This window comes from Sphaerochaeta sp. UBA5849, from assembly GCA_002432715.1.
GTDB lineage: Bacteria > Spirochaetota > Spirochaetia > Sphaerochaetales > Sphaerochaetaceae > Sphaerochaeta.
Map to the genome: position 1 here is coordinate 58,947 of DJGJ01000037.1, position 20,054 is coordinate 79,000.

Annotated in this window: 22 protein-coding genes; 5 read left to right on the top strand and 17 right to left on the bottom strand. The window is 54.4% G+C overall.

Going from position 1 to position 20,054, the window contains the following annotated elements; all coding sequences use genetic code 11:
• Positions 1–42 precede the first annotated feature (42 nt).
• Both B3K89_RS06475 and fusA read right to left on the bottom strand, forming a co-directional pair.
• Positions 43–750 carry a hypothetical protein gene (locus B3K89_RS06475; RefSeq protein WP_293891665.1) on the bottom strand — a complete coding sequence of 236 codons (708 nt, stop codon included), beginning with the start codon at positions 748–750 and terminating at the stop codon, positions 43–45.
• Between the two features lie 148 nt (positions 751–898).
• Positions 899–3,007: an elongation factor G gene (gene fusA, locus B3K89_RS06480; protein WP_293891662.1), complete on the bottom strand. Its 2,109-nt coding sequence runs from the start codon at positions 3,005–3,007 to the stop codon at positions 899–901.
• 262 nt (positions 3,008–3,269) lie between these two features.
• On the opposite strand from fusA, the gene B3K89_RS06485 reads away from it, so the two are divergent.
• From B3K89_RS06485 to B3K89_RS06495, 3 genes are read left to right on the top strand one after another with little or no spacing between them, the layout of a single operon-like run.
• Complete coding sequence (locus tag B3K89_RS06485; protein ID WP_293891659.1) at positions 3,270–3,671, top strand: HIT family protein; 402 nt, start codon at positions 3,270–3,272, stop codon at positions 3,669–3,671.
• Positions 3,672–3,673: 2 nt separating this feature from the next.
• Positions 3,674–3,955 (top strand): hypothetical protein, encoded by a 282-nt coding sequence (locus B3K89_RS06490; RefSeq protein ID WP_293891656.1) that lies wholly within the window; start codon positions 3,674–3,676, stop codon positions 3,953–3,955.
• A gap of 15 nt (positions 3,956–3,970) precedes the next feature.
• The gene (locus tag B3K89_RS06495) at positions 3,971–5,800 is read left to right on the top strand and encodes a hypothetical protein (protein WP_293891654.1); all 1,830 of its coding nucleotides are present in this window, start codon (positions 3,971–3,973) and stop codon (positions 5,798–5,800) included.
• On the opposite strand, the gene B3K89_RS06500 is transcribed toward B3K89_RS06495, so the two are convergent.
• Positions 5,797–6,408, bottom strand: a complete 612-nt coding sequence (locus B3K89_RS06500; protein ID WP_293891651.1) for an HdeD family acid-resistance protein — start codon at positions 6,406–6,408, stop codon at positions 5,797–5,799. The two genes, B3K89_RS06495 and B3K89_RS06500, sit on opposite strands and share 4 nt — an antisense overlap.
• A gap of 87 nt (positions 6,409–6,495) precedes the next feature.
• Here B3K89_RS06500 and B3K89_RS06505 point away from each other — a divergent pair, with 87 nt between their 5' ends.
• Positions 6,496–7,191, top strand: coding sequence for a YjjG family noncanonical pyrimidine nucleotidase (locus B3K89_RS06505; protein ID WP_293891648.1), 696 nt, complete (start codon positions 6,496–6,498; stop codon positions 7,189–7,191).
• Here B3K89_RS06505 and B3K89_RS06510 read toward each other — a convergent pair.
• The 8 genes from B3K89_RS06510 to def form a co-directional block, all read right to left on the bottom strand.
• Positions 7,184–7,960 (bottom strand): FKBP-type peptidyl-prolyl cis-trans isomerase, encoded by a 777-nt coding sequence (locus tag B3K89_RS06510; RefSeq protein WP_293891645.1) that lies wholly within the window; start codon positions 7,958–7,960, stop codon positions 7,184–7,186. The two genes, B3K89_RS06505 and B3K89_RS06510, sit on opposite strands and share 8 nt — an antisense overlap.
• A gap of 162 nt (positions 7,961–8,122) precedes the next feature.
• Positions 8,123–8,647, bottom strand: a complete 525-nt coding sequence (locus tag B3K89_RS06515; protein WP_293891642.1) for a FumA C-terminus/TtdB family hydratase beta subunit — start codon at positions 8,645–8,647, stop codon at positions 8,123–8,125.
• On the bottom strand, positions 8,640–9,485 hold the full coding sequence (locus tag B3K89_RS06520) for a fumarate hydratase (RefSeq protein WP_293891640.1): 846 nt from the start codon (positions 9,483–9,485) through the stop codon (positions 8,640–8,642). Before B3K89_RS06520 ends, B3K89_RS06515 begins: the two co-directional genes overlap by 8 nt.
• Positions 9,472–9,984 (bottom strand): antibiotic resistance protein VanZ, encoded by a 513-nt coding sequence (locus B3K89_RS06525; protein WP_293891638.1) that lies wholly within the window; start codon positions 9,982–9,984, stop codon positions 9,472–9,474. Before B3K89_RS06525 ends, B3K89_RS06520 begins: the two co-directional genes overlap by 14 nt.
• On the bottom strand, positions 9,981–10,976 hold the full coding sequence (locus tag B3K89_RS06530; RefSeq protein WP_293891635.1) for a TIGR01212 family radical SAM protein: 996 nt from the start codon (positions 10,974–10,976) through the stop codon (positions 9,981–9,983). Before B3K89_RS06530 ends, B3K89_RS06525 begins: the two co-directional genes overlap by 4 nt.
• Complete coding sequence (locus tag B3K89_RS06535) at positions 10,976–13,189, bottom strand: patatin-like phospholipase family protein (protein ID WP_293891632.1); 2,214 nt, start codon at positions 13,187–13,189, stop codon at positions 10,976–10,978. Before B3K89_RS06535 ends, B3K89_RS06530 begins: the two co-directional genes overlap by 1 nt.
• Before the next feature lie 4 nt (positions 13,190–13,193).
• The gene (fmt, locus tag B3K89_RS06540; protein ID WP_293891629.1) at positions 13,194–14,138 is read right to left on the bottom strand and encodes a methionyl-tRNA formyltransferase; all 945 of its coding nucleotides are present in this window, start codon (positions 14,136–14,138) and stop codon (positions 13,194–13,196) included.
• Positions 14,135–14,644, bottom strand: a complete 510-nt coding sequence (gene def, locus B3K89_RS06545; protein ID WP_293891626.1) for a peptide deformylase — start codon at positions 14,642–14,644, stop codon at positions 14,135–14,137. Before def ends, fmt begins: the two co-directional genes overlap by 4 nt.
• 80 nt (positions 14,645–14,724) lie before the next feature.
• On the opposite strand from def, the gene B3K89_RS06550 reads away from it, so the two are divergent.
• The gene (locus tag B3K89_RS06550) at positions 14,725–14,853 is read left to right on the top strand and encodes a hypothetical protein (RefSeq protein WP_293891623.1); all 129 of its coding nucleotides are present in this window, start codon (positions 14,725–14,727) and stop codon (positions 14,851–14,853) included.
• Between the two features lie 69 nt (positions 14,854–14,922).
• Here the strand turns inward: B3K89_RS06550 and priA are convergent, their stop codons facing one another.
• From priA to cdaA, 6 genes are read right to left on the bottom strand one after another with little or no spacing between them, the layout of a single operon-like run.
• On the bottom strand, positions 14,923–16,887 hold the full coding sequence (gene priA / locus B3K89_RS06555; protein WP_345907198.1) for a replication restart helicase PriA: 1,965 nt from the start codon (positions 16,885–16,887) through the stop codon (positions 14,923–14,925).
• Positions 16,887–17,636, bottom strand: a complete 750-nt coding sequence (locus tag B3K89_RS06560) for a uracil-DNA glycosylase (protein ID WP_293891617.1) — start codon at positions 17,634–17,636, stop codon at positions 16,887–16,889. The genes priA and B3K89_RS06560 overlap by 1 nt, the downstream gene beginning before the upstream one ends.
• Positions 17,629–18,474, bottom strand: a complete 846-nt coding sequence (gene truA, locus B3K89_RS06565) for a tRNA pseudouridine(38-40) synthase TruA (RefSeq protein ID WP_293891614.1) — start codon at positions 18,472–18,474, stop codon at positions 17,629–17,631. Before truA ends, B3K89_RS06560 begins: the two co-directional genes overlap by 8 nt.
• Complete coding sequence (gene acpS / locus B3K89_RS06570) at positions 18,461–18,838, bottom strand: holo-ACP synthase (RefSeq protein WP_293891611.1); 378 nt, start codon at positions 18,836–18,838, stop codon at positions 18,461–18,463. The genes truA and acpS overlap by 14 nt, the downstream gene beginning before the upstream one ends.
• Entirely contained in the window at positions 18,831–19,241 is a 411-nt protein-coding gene (locus B3K89_RS06575) for a CdaR family protein (RefSeq protein WP_293891608.1), read from the bottom strand. Before B3K89_RS06575 ends, acpS begins: the two co-directional genes overlap by 8 nt.
• Complete coding sequence (cdaA, locus tag B3K89_RS06580; RefSeq protein WP_293891605.1) at positions 19,228–20,049, bottom strand: diadenylate cyclase CdaA; 822 nt, start codon at positions 20,047–20,049, stop codon at positions 19,228–19,230. The genes B3K89_RS06575 and cdaA overlap by 14 nt, the downstream gene beginning before the upstream one ends.
• Between the last annotated feature and the right edge of the window lie 5 nt (positions 20,050–20,054).

The window sequence follows — 20,054 nt, forward strand, 5'->3', positions numbered from 1 at the left end:
AAGAACACTGAAGGCCGCTCTCAGGCGGCCTTCAGGTGAACTTTACTTGGAAATGAGCATGGTCTTGGGATCGAGGCTGACTCCCATAGGCTTTTCTACCATTCCCCCATGGGACTTCACCGCAGTCATGACTACCTTGTCACGCTCCTCATTGTAGATCAGTCCGATAAGGACATCGATAAGGTCAACATATTTTTGCATGGTGTTGGGAACACCGTACTTGTCATAGACCACATCAGCACGAACCGGAGATACACTGAACCAGACTTCAAGATTCATGTTCTGGGCGAACTGCTTGATTTTCTTGACATCATCCTCGGTTGCAATGGTCAGCTTGTATCCATCGAAGAGAATGGCGTCAGCTTTGAAAGAACCATGCTTGATCAATGTTTCCAAGCTCGAAAGCACCTTTTCGATGGTGACATTTTCTTGGCTGAAGTTCATGACCACACGGTTGGAGAGAATATTATTGTACACCGATGCTGCATCATCAAGGCTGCGCCCTTCAGAGACTTCCCGGAAGACTTCCTTGTACCAATTGATGACGTGCTCGACGTTGCCGGAAAAGGAAACATGGATCACATGCTCACCTCTGAGCAGTTTATCTGTGGCCAGGTGTACCAGACATGCTGTTTTCCCCACCCCGTGACGAGAAACGAGGACCCCGAGGTTTCCACGACCGAGTCCGCCGCCCAGTGACTCATCAAAAACGCGAAGAGGACTCAAGTCGTTCAACTCTTGAATTTCCATAGTACTCACCTCCAAGTAGTAATTAGGTTCAGCCTTAGTATACTATGGAAATCGCCGGTTGGGTACAATTTTACACAATGGCCTGCATAAGGAACCCCCACAGAAAGAAACCTTCCCATGGGGGCGACAATGAAAGGCAGTGCAGAACTTACTTCTGCTCTTTTCTGCGCTTCTCCTGATAATCCTTCTTCAGCTGTTCGGAAACACCGGCGGGTACGCGGCCGTACTTGCCGATTTCCATGGTGAATTCACCCTTTCCCTGAGTCAGGGAGCGGAGCACCGTGGAGTACCCGAACATCTCGGAGAGGGGAACCTCGGCGAGAACAGTACACATGGCGTTGTCCTCGGTGGAGCTGACGATCAAACCGCGTCTCTGGTTGATCGAAGCAAATACACCGCCTTGGAACTCGTTCGGGGCAACAACCTCGACCTTCATGATCGGCTCAAGGATGACCGGCTTGGCCCTCTCAAACGCTTCGCGGAATGCACCCAAAGCAGCAGTCTGGAACGCCTGATCGGAAGAGTCGACGGGGTGCCAGGCACCATCGTTCACTACAGCCCTGACTCCAATGACCGGGAAGCCAACCTGGCTGCCCTTCTTGACGGCCAGCTGGAAGCCCTTGTCGCAGGAAGGAATATATTCGGTCGGGATGGCTCCACCCTTGACCTCGTCGACAAACTCGTAGTCCTTGTACTCCTCTCCCTCGACAGGATCCGGAAGCGGCTCAAGATAACCGGCCACTCGTGCATACTGACCCGAACCACCGGTTTGCTTCTTGTGGGTGTAGTTGAAGTCGGCACGGGCGGTGATTGCCTCGCGGTAGGCCACCTCGGGCTTACCGACTTCAACCTCTGCCTTGTACTCGCGCTTCATACGCTCGACATAGACTTCGAGGTGCAATTCACCCATGCCTTGGATGATGGTCTGGTTGGACTCGGGATCGACGTAGCTGCGGAATGTGGGATCTTCCTTGGTAAAGCGGTTGAGAGCCTTACCCATATTGTCGGCAGCCTTCTTGTCCACCGGCTTGATGGCCAGCGAAATAACCGGGTTGGGAACAAACATGGAGGAGAGGGAGTAGTTGAGCTTGGGATCGCAGAAGGTGTCTCCGCTGGCGCACTCGATTCCGAAGAGGGCTGCGATTTCGCCGCAACCGACTTCAGTCAAGTCTTCCATGGCGGCTGCATGCATGCGAATCAAGCGGCCTACACGGAACTTTTTCTTGGACCGGGTGTTGTAGAGCTCATCGCCCTTCTTCACCTTGCCCTGATACACACGAATATAGGTAAGCTGGCCGTACTGACCGTCCTCAAGCTTGAAGGCAAGAATGACGGGAGGCAGATCATCGTCAGCCTTGAGAATGACTTCTTCCTCGTTCTTGTCCAGGTCAAGAGCCTTGTTCACGACATCGGTCGGGTTGGGCAGATAGCTGACAACAGCATCAAGCAACGGATGGATGCCCTTGTTCTTGTATGCAGAGCCCATGAGCACCGGGCAGAGCTCAAGACGGATGGTAGCTTCACGGATAGCCTTCTGCAGCAGTTCAACGGTTACGTTATCCTCAAGCATGGCTTCCATAAGCTCATCGGAGCACATGGAAACACCGTCAAGCAGCTCTTCGCGCTTGGAGATGGCTTCTGCCATGAGATGGGCGGGAATCTCAGCTTCACGGACCTGGTCTGCATTCGGACCGGCATCGAAGTACAGTGCCTTCATGGTCACCAAGTCGACAACGCCTTCCAAATGATCCTCAAGCCCGATGGGAATCTGCATCAGAACCGCATTCAGGCCGAGCTTCTCGACCAGCTGCTTTTTGACACGGTACGGATTGGCCCCGGTTCGGTCGCATTTATTGATAAAGGCAATACGGGGAATATGGTAGCGCTTCATCTGCCGGTCAACGGTAATCGACTGGCTCTGTACGCCGCCGACGGAGCAAAGTACCAACACTGCACCGTCAAGTACGCGCAGTGAACGCTCTACCTCGATGGTAAAGTCAACGTGGCCCGGAGTGTCGATGATGTTGATCTCCGTTCCCTTCCAAGTGACGTTAGTTGCAGCTGAGGCAATCGTAATACCTCGTTCACGCTCGAGCTCCATGCTATCCATGGTGGCGCCAACGCCATCCTTACCACGAACTTCATGAATTTCGTGGATCTTATTGCAGTAGTAGAGGATGCGTTCGGAGAGAGTCGTTTTTCCCGAGTCAATGTGGGCACTGATTCCGATGTTCCTCAAGTTTTGCAAACTAGCCATTCTGTATAACCTCTATAAAATAGAATAAAACGAATCCACAGGTATCCCTGCAGTTCCAAACAACACCCGATGGGAAAGGTCTTTCTTCCTAGTACGCATCAGGTTAGCCTCTGAAGGGATTGAAAGGGACCAAGAAGCAAATCTGCTGTCCCGCCGTACCTCGTGGATGATAGTATATCTGTTTATTTTGTGCAATCCCTTTTCCCAATACAATCCTTTTCCGACTCGACACTTGTGTGATACAATGGCTTCGAGGTGTGCCATGGAAACGATTTTCACAAAAATTTTAAAAGGGGAAATCCCCAGCGTTAAACTTCATGAGGACGAACTTTGCTTCGCCATCCTCGATATCAAACCTGTCAACAAGGGGCACCTGCTGCTGATCACCAAGGAGCCCTATCCAGATCTTCAATCGTGCCCCGATGAGGTGCTCGCCCAACTGATGAAACTGGCAAAACAAGCTGATGCAACACTGAGGAGACAGATCGGCTGCGATGCCACCAACTTGATCATCAACAATGGAAAAGAGAGCGGGCAGGAAGTTCCGCACCTGCATCTGCATATCATCCCCCGCTGGAAGAACGACCATAAAACCATCCAGCTTTCGAAAGAGACCTATACCGATGGCGAAATGGCCGAGTATGGGAAACAATTGGAGTTTTAACTATGCGTGCCTGCCATCACTGTCATACAAGCATCGACGTCATGACCAGTATCGGCTATTCGACGCTCTGCCCAACCTGCTCGAAAAGTCTGCACAGCTGCGTAAACTGCCGCTTCTACCACCCGGGAATCTATCATGACTGCCTCGAAGGAGTGGAAGAGTACATCGAGGACAAGGTGGAAGCAAACTATTGCGACTCGTTCATGCTTGGAGAGGACTCCAAGGAGGAAGCGGAGCGCAAAGCACAAGCCAAGGCCCGGGCCGAGGCATTCTTCAACTTTTAAGGACACCACAGCACTATGAATAAACGTTGGTTACTGCCCATTCTTCTCGTCATGCTTCTTTTTACCGTCGGATGCCAGAGCTATACTGCAAGCCAGGGCAAGGATGTCATTCAACTGAGTGCATCCGAAGGCACACTGCCGGTCACCAAATATTCCACCATCGAAGCCGAGAGGCAGGCAATCCTCGATGCCGAAATGGCCAAGCAGCAGCTTGAGGAAGCACAACGCAAGGCCGAAGCAGAAGAACAGGAGAGGATGCTGGCCGCCCGGCAAGCGATGGAAGCAGAGCAGCAACTGCAGCAAAGCCGCCAACAAGCATGGGATGAGGCGCAAGCCAATATCGCCTCCCTTGTAGAGAAGAATACCCTGCTGGAACGTTCCAACGAAGACCTGCAGGCCCGCCTCGATGCAACACTGCAGGCTTTGTCTGCAATCGAGGGGGAACAAGGCTCCACCAGCGGGCAGCTGATCATCGCCTTGCAGCAGCTTGAGGAACTGACCCAAGCAAAAACCGACCTGCAGGCCCGCCTCGATGCTGCACTGGAGGCATTGGTTGCAACCAAAGAGGAAGCAACGTCCACCGGCGAGCAGCTGACTTTCGCCCTGCAGGAACTGGAGGACATGACCCAGGCATACGAAAATCTGACCTATCATGCAAACGAGCTGGAAGGATTGCTTACCGAACAGCAGGTCATCAATGGCGAGTTGGAAGATTTGCTTTCCCAGACCGAGGCCGACTTTCTTGCAAGGGAATCGGCATGGCAGAGCCAGCATGCAACCATGGTGCAGACCCTTGAGTCCACCATCCAGGCTCTCGGTGAGGAGATGGCCATCCTGAAAGTCCAGCTGGAAGAGAAAACCTCGACACTTGAGGAAAAAATCAAGCTTGAACAAGAACGGGACGCAGAAGCAAAGCGCCTCGCCCAGCTGAAGCAGCACGAACTTGCACAGAAGGAAGCCTTGGAGCGCCAATTGGAGGAAGAAGAAAGACTCCGACAAGCTGCCTTGGACCAGCTGTATCGGCAGATCCCACCGCTGGACGAACTCACCTTCCCAAGAATCTACACCACCGACAAGCCGACCGTTCTATTCACCGACCAAAGCCAGCTGCATGCAATGCTGCTGCCCCTCGACGATACGCCTTGGAGCGATAAGAGCATGGCTGGGCAGGTCAAGAACAGTATCAGCGACCTCTCTTATCCTGTCATATTTTTGACCGGTCACATGCAGAATGTCATTGATGTGGTACGACAGGTGGGCATGCATGCAGTACTGGTGGAAGGCGGGGCCATCATCACATCCCTGCCGATCATCAGCTCCAGCACCCATGGTGCCAGCGTTCAGTTCAGCGAGAAGAAGACGCTCCGCCTAGCTCTCGCCTACCTGCCGGAGTACAAGGTGCTCGCGACCTTCGCAGACGGTGGTGATTGGAAGGCTGTCCAAAAAAGCGTCACCCAAGCACGGCAGGAGAGCCTGAAAGCCATCATTGCCGAAGGCTCGGTCACCGAGCCGACCCTGCTTGCTGCAAGCCTCTTCGAACCATCACACCAGGATTGGAACACCTTCAGCCCGATAGCCTATCGGCAAGTCGATTATCTCTGGCCGCTGACCACCCTCCTCGAGGATGAACAGTTCTATGATGTCTATCGGGTGACGCACTTCTCCAGTGCAACCGATGCAGGCAACACGCTGGTCAAGAAGGACTTCAAGGAGCGCATCGACTATATGTTCAGCCGAAAGATGCTGCCGCTCGCTTCCTCCATGCTTACCATCGGAGGGGAATCGGTTGCAGATGCCGATGGCATCGCCCGCTACGGTCTCGTCTCCTCCTTCCTGGTGCCCTAGTCCTTGGAGCTTTCGTCAACCACGACAGCTTCAACCTCGATGGCTTGCGTGTTGAACTGTCGGTTGATCTTGCGGATCCGATAGGCCCAAAACACCATGCCCAGGCCTGAGGCGATCAACACAACCCCTACCAGCTTGAGCAACATGCTGCCTATCTGCTCGGGGAAGACAAACAACAGGATTGCAACAACCAAGGAAAACACACCTTCAGAGAGCATCCCGGTAACGACGATGCCACTCTTTCGCAGCAAGAGCGCATCCAAGAATAAGATGACCGCCGAAAAAACCAATTCGATGGCGATTACAAACAAGAACACCTTCCAGCTCACATCGGCTGCCGTCAGCGGTACGATGACTGCTGTGATGCCCAGGCCAAGACTGATCAGTGCCTTGACGAGGGTTGCAATCTTGGAACGCTTTCCCAGCTTGTACCCACTCAGGGAGAACAGGGTGAACAGTCCTGAGCCGGCAAGGAACAAGCCAAGAATCGAAATGAAAATCTTGACGAACGACTCCTGCTGGAACATCAGGTAGATGCCAAGAATCATGAGCAACGACCCAAAGAGAATTGAAAGGGTCAAGTGGCGTTTGAGAAAACTATCCTGCATTGTCAACTCCTTGAACCGGTCTTGCATCACCGGACTGTTTTTCTTTATCGTACAGACAAGAAGAACCCAAGTAAAGGATGACAGAGCATGTACCGCTATCTTTTTTTCGATGCAGACGGAACACTGTTCGATTTTGAACAGGCTGAGCACCACGCATTCCATTCGATGGCCCGGGACTTGGGACTTTCAGTCCAGAACGATCATTTTTTGCAATACAAAGCTTGCAATGCTTCCTGCTGGAAAGAGTTCGAGCAAGGTGCGTTGACCCTTGAGGAGCTGAAGACAAAGAGGTTTGAGCGCTTCTCTGAAGCATCCCTCTTCTTGTTGGATGCAAACAGAGCATCCCAAAGCTATCAGAACCATCTGGCGGGGCAAGGGATACTGTTTGGACACAGCCTGCTCATACTCTCGACGCTTGCAAAGCGGGGTTACACGCTTTTTCTCGCCACCAACGGCATCGCTGAGGTGCAGCGGGGACGATTGAAGGAAAGTGGTGTCTCTCACTTCTTCAAGGACATTTTCATCAGCGAGGAGCTGGGATGGCAGAAACCCGACACCCGATACTTCTCTGCCATGCTTGAGCGCTCGAATTTGTTGGGCGAGAAGAGTCACTGCCTGATGATCGGCGACAACCCTGAGAGCGACATCCGCGGTGCAATGGACAGCGGCATCGACTCAGTCTGGTACAATCCTCACAATCAGGCACTCCCCCCCGACCTTGAGGCGACTTACACGGTGACTCGGCTGGAAACGATACTGGATCTGCTTGCAGCACCTATTTGATGGCTTTCAGCTCGACTTCCACAATCAAGAGCGTATTCGGTTCAATGGTTTGCGTTCCTTCCTTGCCGTACGCCAGGTCAGGGTGAATCCAGAACCGGTATTTGGAACCGACGCTCATGAGTTTCACCCCTTCGATGAATCCGGGAACCATGATGGCTTTCAGCTGGAATGTTGAGCTCTGGCCCCGCTCATAGCTGCTGTCGACGACTCGGCCGTTGGGAAGCAGGATCTGGTAGTCAACCTCGACAATGCTCTCCTCGGTAGGCGTCTGCCCTTCGCCGACTGACAATACTTCGTACTGCAGTCCCGACTCCGTACTTTTGACCTGCTCACGAGTGCCATTGGTTGCAAGGAATTCCTGGGCTGTCTTCAGGTTTTGCTCAGCGAGGGCCTCAAGCTCCTGCTGGGCAATCTGAAGCATGTTTGTTTGGACCTCATAGAGGATCTTGCCCATCTCCTCCTGGGTGAAAAAACCTTTCTGCCTCTGGGCGTCCAATGCGCCCTTGGCAAAATAGGAAGCATTCAGGTTGCCGAAGCCCTGTTGTTGCAGTGTTGTGTACAGCATATATCCGTAGGTGTAGCTGAATCGGTCATCCAATTCAACCGGTTTGACCAGGTCGTTGATGACATCAGTCTCTTTGATTATCTGTTTCTCGGTAACAACAGGGATGCTCGGCATCGCCACCTGGGGGACAGCCTCTTTTGTGCAGCCGATGAGCAGAAACAGGAGAAGATAGGGTGCGAAGCGCACAGTCATATAATTCTTCACGGCATATCCTTCCGGCTTACATGATTTTCCTCCCCGCTTTCCGCATGGAAAGAGAAGGCTCTTCAGTCACCCCAAGATGAAGAGGCTTGCAAGGGAGTCTTGCATACAGGAAACTGTACTCCACCTCCACCAAAACGTCCAGCAAAAAGAAGAGAAACAGGACTAATACGTGAAAACACTTCCCTGTCGGCTATCAATGGCGACAATTGCCGGAAATTTCTCTACCTCAAGAAGGAGGAGAGCTTCCGGTCCGAGGTGTTCAAATGCAAGGATGCGTGAAGACTTCACCGTGGAGGCATAGAGTGCCCCGCATCCACCAAAAGCCTGAAGATAGACCGCCTTGTTTCGCCTGATCGCATCAACAACATCCTGGCTTCGCGGCCCTTTTCCGATCATGACCTTCAACCCGTGGTCCAGCAACAGGGGTGAAAAGGGATCCATTCTTGCACTGGTCGTCGGACCGCAGGCGCCGATCACCTTCCCCGCCGGTGCCGGAGATGGGCCCATGTAATAGATCGCCTGTCCCATCAGATCAATGGGAAGGCTCTCGCTGCGAAGCAGTCGTTCATACAACAGGCTGTGCACCTGGTCGCGACCGACATATAGCTTTCCGGTCAAGAGGACTTGGTCGTATGCCTGCAGGCCGGCAATATCTTCAGGTGTGAGAGGAAGGTTGAGCTCACGCATCTTCTCCCTCCTTCCAGGTGATGGTCGCCTTTCGGTCGGCCCAACAATTGATCGATACAGCAAGGGGAAGCCCCGCAATGTGGGTGCTCTCCTGCTCGACAGCCACGTGCAAGGCGGTAATGGTGCCCCCCAATCCGCCGCTGCCGATTCCCAACGTCTGGATGGAGGCAAGAATCTCCTGCTCCAAGGCAGCATATCGCGCATCACTGTTCGCCTGGCGTACATCGCGAAGCAAGGCGCGCTTGCTCAAATACGCCGCTCTGTCCATGGTGCCGCCCAAGCCCACTCCTACAAAAATCGGAGGACAAGGCTTGCCCCCGGCCTTTTGGACGATCTGCCTGACCGCTTCCACTACGGCTTCTTTTCCCCCGGTGGGATTGAGCATCCTCACCGAGCTGCAGTTCTCACTGCCGAAACCCTTGAGCAGGATGCGGAGGGTGAGGCCACTGCCTTCGACAATATTCCACCAGATGACCGGAGGCAGGTTGTTTTGGGTATTGGTTCGGTCGAAGACCGGCTCCGCAACGATGGAACGACGAAAATATGCTTGCTGGACGGCTGTCTCACAGCCCTCCATGATGGAGGCTTCAATGCTTCCAAACGAAAGAGGACAGGTGCGCCCCACATCGGCAAAGACCAAGAACAATCCGGTATCCTGACACATAGGCAGGCCGGTCTCTTTTGCAAGCTCAAGGTTCTTCAGTATTGCATCGAGTACGGCCTTTGCCGGCTCACGCTCCTCTTGCCCATAAGCTCTTTTGATCAAGTCAAGCACATCCTCATCAAGCTCGACTACTGCATGCATCAGCGCGTCTCGTATTCGTTCAGCGAGTTTCATCAACCCCATCCTTCCAATTCGGGTCATACAGCCAAGGCCGCGTGGTAAAATACGAACCGACCAACTTGAGCAGCAACAGGACCACCGCCACCCCGACGACCAGCCCCATGAAGTCGGCTGCAAGGTCGAGCCATTCCCGGGTCCTTCCAAACCTTGGCTGGAGGAACTCCACGAAACCACCAAGCAGCAACCCGGTCACCAAGGTGTAGATGATCGATCTGCCGGACCAGCTGGTGATGTGCAGGGTTGAATGGACCTTGGATCGTGCTCTTCGTTGTTTTCCGGAACCGGGGATTTGCAGCGTCGCCAAGAAGAAGGAGAACCCGAAGGCTGCATAGGCTGCCATATGGTCGCCCTTGTCGGCAAATGGTATCCATGAAATTTGGGGATAGGCCTCCTTGGGCATGAACGAATACGCCAAAATGAGACCGACTACCACTATCGTAAGCACAATTCCTGTTATCCGGACTATCTTTTGCAATGGAATCCTTCCACTCATACCAAATCCCCTTGTACCCAGCCATGCGTTTCCATGCTTTGTGTTACCTGTGCAAGAAATTGGTGCTTGTCAGGAAACGAACGAGGAGATACACGCCTATGACTGGGAGTTTCGCACATCATCCGTTCGATGACAACCGAGTCTTGAAGATGTCGGAGAAAGAAGATGCAATCACTGACATGCCGTTTCAGCGAAGCTGTACATACCTCTCCCTGCCGATGCCAATCATCCAAGCGAGTTCCCGCACAGACATGCAGGTTATGGATTTTCACGGCATCACTGTGTACCGCGTTGATCAGTCGTGCCGTTGCAAGATAGTCATCACACCCTTCATACGGCAGTCCCAGCATCACATGAGTACAAACACCGATATGGCGCAAATGTAACGCTTTTACCGCACGAATATAACATTCTATGTCATGATTTCGACCCATGAGGTCCAAACTGCGCTGATTTGCACTCTCCAGGCCGATCTCAACCCAGACTTTCTCGACCATGCCGGTATACGATGCCAGCAGATCTACAACCTGCTGCGGCAGGCAATCGGGACGGGTTGAGACGATGAACTCAACAAAGGGACCGCAGGCCAACGCGGCATCAAACAACGCCCTGAGGTTCTCAATGGTGTCAAATGTATTGGTGTAGGACTGGAAGTAGAGGCTGTACCGCTCGGCTTTATAGCGGCGCTTCACAAAAGCCTTGCCCCGTTCGATTTGAAAACGGATGCGGTCGATCCGCTCAGCAAGGGAACCGGCATTCGAACAAAAATCTTCCACAATCCCGTCCCGGCATAAGCCCAACCGACTCAGCTCATGCTCTTGCGTACGGTGATAGACAGCTGAAGCTCCCCTGCCGTCGCAGAAGGCGCACCCACCCGTTCCATCCTCCCGACGATTTGGACAAGAAAAAAGGGCGTCGACACCGACTCGATACACCCGGCCTCCATAGACACCCTCCAAATGCCGGGCGTACATGCGGTACGGGGCCTGCATCAGTAGACTCCGACGGCGAGGGTGACAAAACCAGCGAGGTTTGCCCCGAAACTGATCAGGATCTCACCAAGGGGTGCAACCAGTCCCAGGACCACCCCCAAGCCCATATCCCACATGATATCGGAGAAATAGTCATTGCTTGCGGGGGCTTGGGCAGTATAAGGGTCATACACGTCCAGCACACCTGTTCGCAGGATGACCTTGCTGTAGGTGGGATACCCCAGCACTTCATTGAGCCGATGCTGCCAGGTTACTCCTGCATACAGGGCATCACGCCTGAGCGACAAGGGACTGTAGCCGGGTATTCCTTCGACGATACCCAAATCGGCATAGCTGTCCAACAAGGGATACGGCCTGCGGATCAAGGAGAGATGCAGGTCATACCCAAGACTGTCCAGATACGTGAGGGCAAATCTCTGATTCCATGCAAGACGCATGCTACCCAGCAGTTGGTCAAGGTATCCTATCGATGCAAGCACGTCCAACCTGTATCCGCCGGGGGTGAAACGGCTTCGCAGGCTGTTGTACAACAAGCTGACTTTCAGTTCGGGGAAAGCAAGAAAGGTATCGGCAAACCGATTGTCGTGCAGCGAGACAAGGTGGTAGGAGCCCATCAGGGAAGCCAAGCCGATTTCGTTGAACCGAAGATCCAGGGCCAGGTCGGCATGGAAAGCTCGGTCAAGGGGAGCCGTCCGGGCTGCATTCACCACCGTGCTCAGCGTGCTGAAACTGCCGCTGCCGTAGAACAGGCCGAGTTTCACATCCACCTGCCCCCAACTGGTGAATGCAAACGGGTAGCTCAGGGCAATCTGCATGCTGGTCTTCTGCCCCAAGGTCGCATTGACCAACAAGGAAAGCTCGGTGTTCCAAAAGTCATTGACGTATGCATCCAGAAACACATCCGCCCGGTACCAAGCCAAGGATGAAGGCAGTGCGTTGGAAAACCCTGCATCGCTTTGCAAGCCGAGGCTGATATTCCGATCAAGCTTCCCAAAACCGCGACCCGATATCAACAAGGTGCCGTCAGGCGCCATCTCATAGGAGAGGCTTGCCAGAGCGTTGGCCTTGCGGATTTCCCGCAACTTCAAGTTGAGTTCCTCGGCTGTCTGCTTGTCGAGTTTCCGTCCCAGGAACGAGGAAAACTGTTTAGCCTGGGGCATCTGATGTCCTTCGCTGAGAGAGAGGTCCTGGATGGCAATCTGCAAAATAGTCGGTGTTGGTTGCAGGCTGTACGCCCCATTGCGGTTGCTGTCCAGAACAGCAAGGCCGCGTGTCGACCCTATCTTCTCGGCCAAGGCTGCAAGCTCATCACGCCTTGCCTCCACAGCCTGTCTGCCGCGCTCGATTATCAGTTCCGGTTTGGTGAAATCCAGCGAATTGATATCCCTCAGGTCGGGGAGAAACAGCAGGTCGGCAAGCGGGTGTTGCATGGTAGCCTTCTCCTGTGTGAGCAGGAAGACTGTCTGCACCGCCATCGCCGAAAGGTTTTCCAGTTCTTCATAGGATTGAAATTGCAGGGCATTCACATCGCTGGCGATGACGATATCGGCTCCCAACGACCGGGCGAGAGCGATGGGCAGGTTGTCCACCACGCCTCCATCCACCACCAACCGATTCTCCTCATAGGGGTATGGGGAAAATACCAAGGGGATGGATATGCTGCTTCTGATGGCGCTGACCAGGGACCCCGATTCGTGTACGATACGCTCTCCGGTTAGTGCATCCGCAGAAACACAGCGAAACGGAATGGGCAAATCGTCGAAATCGATCGTATTTGGGTATTTGGCAAAAAGACACCCCAACAGCTCAAGAATTTTCTGGTCTCCGATGAGTGAAGGACCATCACCTAAGGCTTTCTCGCCGAAACCAAGGGAGAATACATGGTCGTGCATGTAGGAGAACGCTGTATTTTGATTGCGTACGGTATCGAGAGCCGGCTCCGAGAACAAGCCGACCAAGTCGGTCTCTTCCAGGAGCCTGCGAATTTCCTTGGGAGTGTAGCCGCTGCTGTACAAACCACCGACCAGCGAGCCCATGCTGGTTCCCAGAACCATATCGATGGGAATTCCTTCTGCTTCAAGGGCTTCCAGCACAGCAATATGGGCAAGCCCGCGGGCGCCGCCGCCGCTGAGTACGAGGACGACTGTCGGCTTGGAGGCGGCAAGCGGTACACACAAGAGAGAAAAAAGCATGAAAAACAGCGCTCGTTTCATAGCTTCACCCGAGCCTTGCACCAAGAAAACCTTGGTTGCCGTTTAAAAAGGAGGCCCAGTCAATCTCCTTGCGTTTTTCCAGCTGCAGCGAAGTGACCCAGAGCAACCCATCACCGGTTGCAATTGCAATGCCTTTGCCTTTTTGCTTTCCAACCACCGTCCCCACCGGTATATCTGCGTCCGCCTTCTGCTCTCCCGCATCCTGCACACTACCATGCACCCCGGTAATCATAAGGTTCTGTCCGTTGTACAGCGTACGGGCCTTCGGCCACGGGTAGAGGGCACGAATTTGTGCGTGAAGTTCCTTTGCACTGCGATGAAAATCAAGATGGGCCATCTCAGCGGTGAGCAACGTGGTGTAGGTAGCCTCCCCTTCCTGCTTGGTAAACGTTGCAGTTCCTGCCTGCACCAAGCCAAGGGCTCGTACCGCCAGATCAGCAGCCTTGAGGCTGACGAAGGAAGAGAGGCTTTCCGCCGTCTCGTCACCCTGCAGCACAAAACGTTCACAGGCCAGAATGTCTCCCGAATCCATCTCTCGGGCAATGCGTTGGATGCTGATCCCGCTCTCCGTCATCTGGTTGAGGATCGCCCCTTGTATGGGGCTTGGACCACGCAGGGAGGGAAGCAGCGAGGGATGGATATTCAGCTTCTCATTGGAAAAAAGCGAGAGAAACTTCGGTCCGAACATTCTCCCGTAAGCAAAGCAAACAAGCGTATCGCAACCGGTCGCTGCAACCTCGGTGCGTGCCTGCAAAAGAAGGCTGTCATGCTGCAGTACTGCAAGGCCGAGCCTGAGTGCTTCACTCTTGACTGCAGACGGAACAAGGGCCCTGCCCCTTGCACCGGGTTTGTCGGTATTGGTTAAAACCGCACCGACCTCAAAGTGCTCCGACAAGGCCTTCAGGGTGGGGACTGCAATCTCTGGAGTTCCCGCGAAGAGGATTCTCACCGCTCGCGTCTCCTACTTGTTGACTTCGACCTCTTTTCATAGGCCTTCACCATTTTCTCCCGCTCCTCATCATCGAGGCGGTCGATGAACAACACCCCGTTGAGGTGATCGTTCTCGTGTTGGATCGCCCGTGCGAGCAAGCCTTCGGCCTTGACGGTGAATACCTTGCCCTCGGTGTCCTGTGCCTGGACGGCGACCCTGGCAGGGCGCTGTACATCATGCCAGACGCCGGGTATGGAGAGGCAGCCCTCTTCGGCGGTATCGGTCTCTATCGAAGTCTCGATTATCTGAGGATTGATGTATGCACGCTTCTCTTGGCCTTGGATGTGAATGACGAACAAGCGGCTGTTCACCCCGACCTGGGGAGCTGCAAGGCCGACTCCATCGGCTTCAGCCATGGTTTCAAACATCGCATCCACCAAGATTTTCAGCGCATCATCAAATTTGGTTACCGGTTGGCACTTCTCGGTAAGTACCTCATCTCCAAGTGTATAAATATCTAACATAGTATCTCAACTATACCAACACAAAACGCTATGGTCAACGCAAGAGAGGACAGCACACCATACGATAATCACCGGCACCGATGCATTTGACGCCATCGAATCTTGCCGATGCAGGATTCATGAACATGACATTCAAGGGCGGTGTGGTAGGAGCTGAAACCACATTCATCCTGAAGATCACGTTTCCCAAGCAAGGGCCTCCCGGCTAGCTCGATGGAAGTACCGTGACCAATGATGCATCAGAGCTGGAATTTTCCGAGCCGAGCAGCCCGTAACCGCTACAAGAGCTGCAACGGATCAAGGTCCACTTCCAGATACACCGCCGAGGGAGGGGTATAGGAAGCAAGCACGGTAGAGACCAGGTGGTGCGCCGAAGAGCCATCCTTGCCTGAGACAAGGATGTGGAAACGGTAGTTGGAGGCAATCATCTCCAGCGGGCATTCGCCGGCGGCAAGTACTTCAGCCTTGATATGGGCCGATGCGGCTTGAAGGAGGGCCTCCAGCTTGGCAGTTTCCGCCTCCACCTTCTTTTGGTTGCGCCCCCTGAGCACCAGGTTGATGAGCCTGCTGTACGGGGGGAACCCTGTTTCCTTGCGAACCACCAGCTCCTCGTTGTAGAACCCCTCTACATCGCCGCCCAAGGCGTATTGGATGGCAGGATTGTCAGGATGGAAGGTTTGGATGATCACCTTCCCTTGGTCGTTGTACCGTCCAGCCCTGCCCGAGACTTGGACAAGCAGGCTGAACGTCCGTTCCTGGCTGCGAAAGTCCGGGATATTCATCCCGCTGTCGGCAAGCACGATGCCGACCAGCTCCACTTTGGGGAAATTCAGCCCCTTTGCCACCATCTGCGTCCCCAAGAGGATGTCGATCGCCCCCTGACGGAATTCGGAAAGCGTCTTCTGCACATGCCCTTTCTCCTTGGCGCTGTCGGTGTCCAGGCGCTCGACTCGGGCTTTGGGAAAGAGGGTGCGGATTTCCTGCTCAATCATCTCGGTGCCGAAGCCGCTGTACGTCACATCAACACTGCGGCACTCGGGACAGACCCGCATCGGTGCGGTGCGATACCCGCAGTAGTGGCAAACCATCTGTTCGCTCTTCTTGTGGTAGGTTAGAGCCACCGAACAATGGGGACAATGCAGCTCATAGCCGCAGCTGTTGCAGTGGAAGAAGTATGAAAAGCCCCGACGATTGAGAAAGAGGATGACCTGCTTCCCTTTACCCAGTGTCTGCTTGATGCCCTGCTTCAACGCAGAGCTGACCAGGGATTTCTCAAACGCAAGGTTTACCACCTCCACACGGGGCATGCTTCCGCCTGCCACACGCTTGGTGAGGCGAAGAGCTCCCACCTGATTGCCGTCCAGCATGAGGCTGTACGCCTCAAGGGAAGGGGTCGCACTGCCCATGACCAAGGTCGCGCCTTCCTGCTGACAACGGCGCTGGGCAACCTGTCTGGCATGATAACGGGGGGTATTGCCGCTCTTATAGCTGTTCTCATGCTCCTCGTCGAGGATGATCAGACCAAGATTTTCAAACGGAGCAAACACGGCACTTCTGGCACCTATTGCAAGGTCCACTTCCCCTCTGATGATGCGCTTCCACTCCTTCAGCCGTTGGCTGGGAGTGAGAGCTGAATGAAGAATCGCCACCTTATTGGCAAACCGTGTGGAGACCTGCTGGACTAGTTGATGGGTCAGCGTGATTTCGGGCACCAGGTAGATGACCGATTTCCCTTCTGCTATCACCGCCTCGGCACAGCGCAAGAACACCTCGCTCTTGCCGCTTCCGGTCACTCCGTAGAGGTAGTACATCGGTTTCTCGCGCCTCAGGATCTCCTTGATCGCGGCATCCTGCTCGTCGCTGAGGTGGTGGATGCGCTCAAAGCTCAGGTCTTCCTCGATCTCGAGAGCGGGGATGCCGAGCTCCCTTCTTCCTCCGGGGACCATCATGCTCAACGCTTCCCCGAGCGAGCACAGATAGTACCGGCTCATCCAATCGGCAAGGTCGATGAGCTGCCTGCCATAGAGCGGCGATGCGTCGATGACGCGCTTGATCGGCTTCACATCGTATGCAGCGGTGAAAGCGTCCAACAGCTCGATGACAAAGCCGGTCATCTCCCGCTTGCCGAATGGGACGACCACCCGATGCCCTACAGCCACCTTGTCGGCGATCTCGGGATCGATGGTATAGGTAAAGGCTTGCTTGAGCGGCAAGTCCAAGGCCACCATGGCAAACAAGGCCATCACGACCTCCCGGACAGCTGGATATCCAAATACGCGGCAACCTTCTTCAAATCATCCCAAACCGGCCGTTTCAGCTCCAAATTGCGCAATACTGCAGCCGGGTGGTAGGTAACCACCACCGGAATTCCTTCATACCGCAAAAATCGACCCCGCAGCTTGCCCACCCCGTCGGCAACGCCAAGCAGTGAACGTGCTGCTACGCTGCCGACCAAAAGAAGGATTTGCGGCTTGACCAGCTGGATCTGCCGCTTGAGGTACGGAATGCAGGCCTGCACCTCGTCGACCTCGGGATCACGATTCTGCGGCGGCCTGCACTTGACGATGTTTGCTATGTACACCGAGCTGCTGCGGTTGAGATGGATGGCGTTCAGCCAGCTGTCCAGATACTGGCCTGCCTTTCCAACGAATGGCTTGCCGCTGGCATCTTCCTCAAACCCAGGGCCCTCGCCGATGACCATCAGGCGGGCCGGGATGGTCCCCTCCCCGAACACCACATGGTTTCTTCCCTCACAAAGACGGCACTTGGTACACGCCAGAGCAAGGGATTCCAGCTGTCGGATATTGGTGCCCTGGATGGAATCCTTATCGATCGGAAGGGGCAGCAAGGCATCGAGCAGGGCGGAGAAATCACGTGGGCCACTGCCCTGCACCGGGACAGACCCGATGACCGCCTCAGCCTCATCGCACAGGTCCACAAAGCTTTGCAACGCCGTGGCAAGGGCGTCGCGTTTGTGCTGGATGTCACTCATTGCCGTCCTCCTCAAACCATGCATACTCAGCCGGATCGTAGCTGATCCGGTAGAGATAGAGACCACAGGCACCGGCTGTACAGCCGGCACGACTTCGGTCCAGTGAAGCGAGTATGTCGGCAAACTCCTCTCCAGTCAGGCCTTTCCGGGCAAACTCCATCATCGACCCCACCAGAGAGCGCACCATCCTGTACAAGAACGCATTGCCGCAGATGGTGTATGTCAAAAGCTGTTTGCCGTAACGGTCCGTCTCCACCTTCCAATACGACTCATAAATGTCCCGCCAGCGGGATGGACAGAGATCCCCGCTTGCAGTAAAGGTGGTGAAGTCATGCGTTCCCAGCAGGACTTGGGCATAGGAGCTCAGCAAGTCAAGCGGAGGAAACTGCTTCACCTTTGCCACCAACTGGTCGTCAAAGGCGGTCATGTCACATTCACGCTTGTAGTAGTAGCGGTACATCCGCGCCATGGTTGTATAGCGGGCATGAAAGGTTCCATCGACTTCGCTGGAGTCGAGAATCCTGATGTCGGCGGGAAGCAGCCGGTTGAGCGCAAGGGCGAACTTCTGTGCCTTCACCCGGGTGTTGGCAATGTCCATATGACAGACTTGCGCCAAGGCATGCACCCCGCTGTCCGTTCTACCGCTGCCGACCACCTGAACATCCTCATCGATCATCTGCTTGACCGCTTGCTCGATGATTTCGGCGACAGCTTTTGCATTGGCTTGCTTTTGCCAACCACTGTAGTGGCTGCCGTGGTAGGAGACAGTCATCCGAATTCTTCTAAGCCCCGGCCCCAGAGGCTCCAGATCAGGCCGTTTCCAATCAGAGCGAGCCATCACAACCTCCTTGAAGCAAGACCACAGCCACTGAAACCGGCTGGTCATGACTGATGGATAGCATGGCCGTCCGGGAGCCTACCAATATCCGGGCTCTTCCTGCAAAGCAAAGTTTGGGACTGCCGTCAGATTGCTTCTCCACCCAGATTTCCTGCAAGCTTATCCCTTTCAATCCGGTGCCCAAAGCTTTGCCCAGGGCTTCCTTGGCGGCAAATCGACCAGCAAGGAACTCGCTTTGCACCTCCAAGGCAAGAGCGGATGCATCTTCCAGCTCCCGCGGATGGAACAACCGTTGCTTTACTGCTTCAGAGAGTCTGCCGATCCGGTCAATATTCACCACGTCGATGCCGATGCCCTCAATCATCAGGTCCGCTCCCCGCTGTGAAGAGAATCCTGAATTGGGTGGGATTGGCCGACAAGGCGATATCGGCACTGTCAAAGACCTGCTCATCGTAGACAAGAATCACCGGAGCTGTGGCAATACCCTCCTGCTTGACGGCAGAGAAGTCCACACTTGCCTGGATGGAATTCGGATTGATGAGGTAGATGACATCCTCATTCCCCCTGATGCTGACCTCGACCGAAGCAGGCACAAGGCTCTCGGCCTCGTATCGGTCAGGCAGCAAGACTTCCAGGGGAATGGTTACCACCCGTGCTCCCAAGGTGGTGTATTGGATGAAGGCATAGACCAGCAAGGCAAAGACCAAGGACAAGACCTTGGCCGGCCAGTTGTAGATGAATGCTTGCAGGTGTTTATTCAGTTTCATCACTGTTTGCCTCCTGCAATAGTTCTTCGGGCGTGATGTCGTTGTAACTGAACAAGGCAAGCAGCATTCGCTTGATCGTCCCTGTTTCCAAGTCATAGTAGAGGTTGGCGTTGTACGTCATGCTTATCGCCCCGGTCTCCTCGCTGACGATGAGCACAACGGCATCAGACTCCTCGGCCAATCCCAACGCCGCCCGATGGCGGGTTCCGAAACTCTTCTTGATATCGGTCTGCTCGCTGAGGGGGAGGTAGCATCCGGCGGCGACGATGCGCCCGCCTTGGATAACCATCGCCCCATCGTGCAGCGGAGTATCATGGTCGAACACCGTAAGGATCAGGCTGGTGGAAAGGTCGGCGTTGAGCCGGGTCCCACTATCGATGATGTTCTTGATCCCAAGGCGGCGGGGGAATACGATCAAGGCGCCCCTGCGCTTGTTCACCAGCACGGTGCAGGCGTTGAGGATGGAGTCGATCTGATCCGAACTCGTAGTCTGCGTCCCGATCCTGAAGAGCCTGGAACGGCCGCTCCAAAGCTGGGTGAACGACCTCCTCAGTTCCGGCTGATAGACGATGCAGATGAAAATGGTTGCGGGAACCGAGATATAGCGGAAGAACCAGAGCAGTACATCCAATTTTAGGATGTAGCTGATGGCGAAGGCGGAGAACAGGACAACCACCACCTTGACCATCTGTTGTGCCTTGGTCTGGGCTATGGTCTCATAGAACCGATAGAACAACCATGCAAGAACCCCCACCTGTAAGGCGGGGCGTATGAATGACAACACTCCTTGCATTGCATCAAGAACCATCAGGA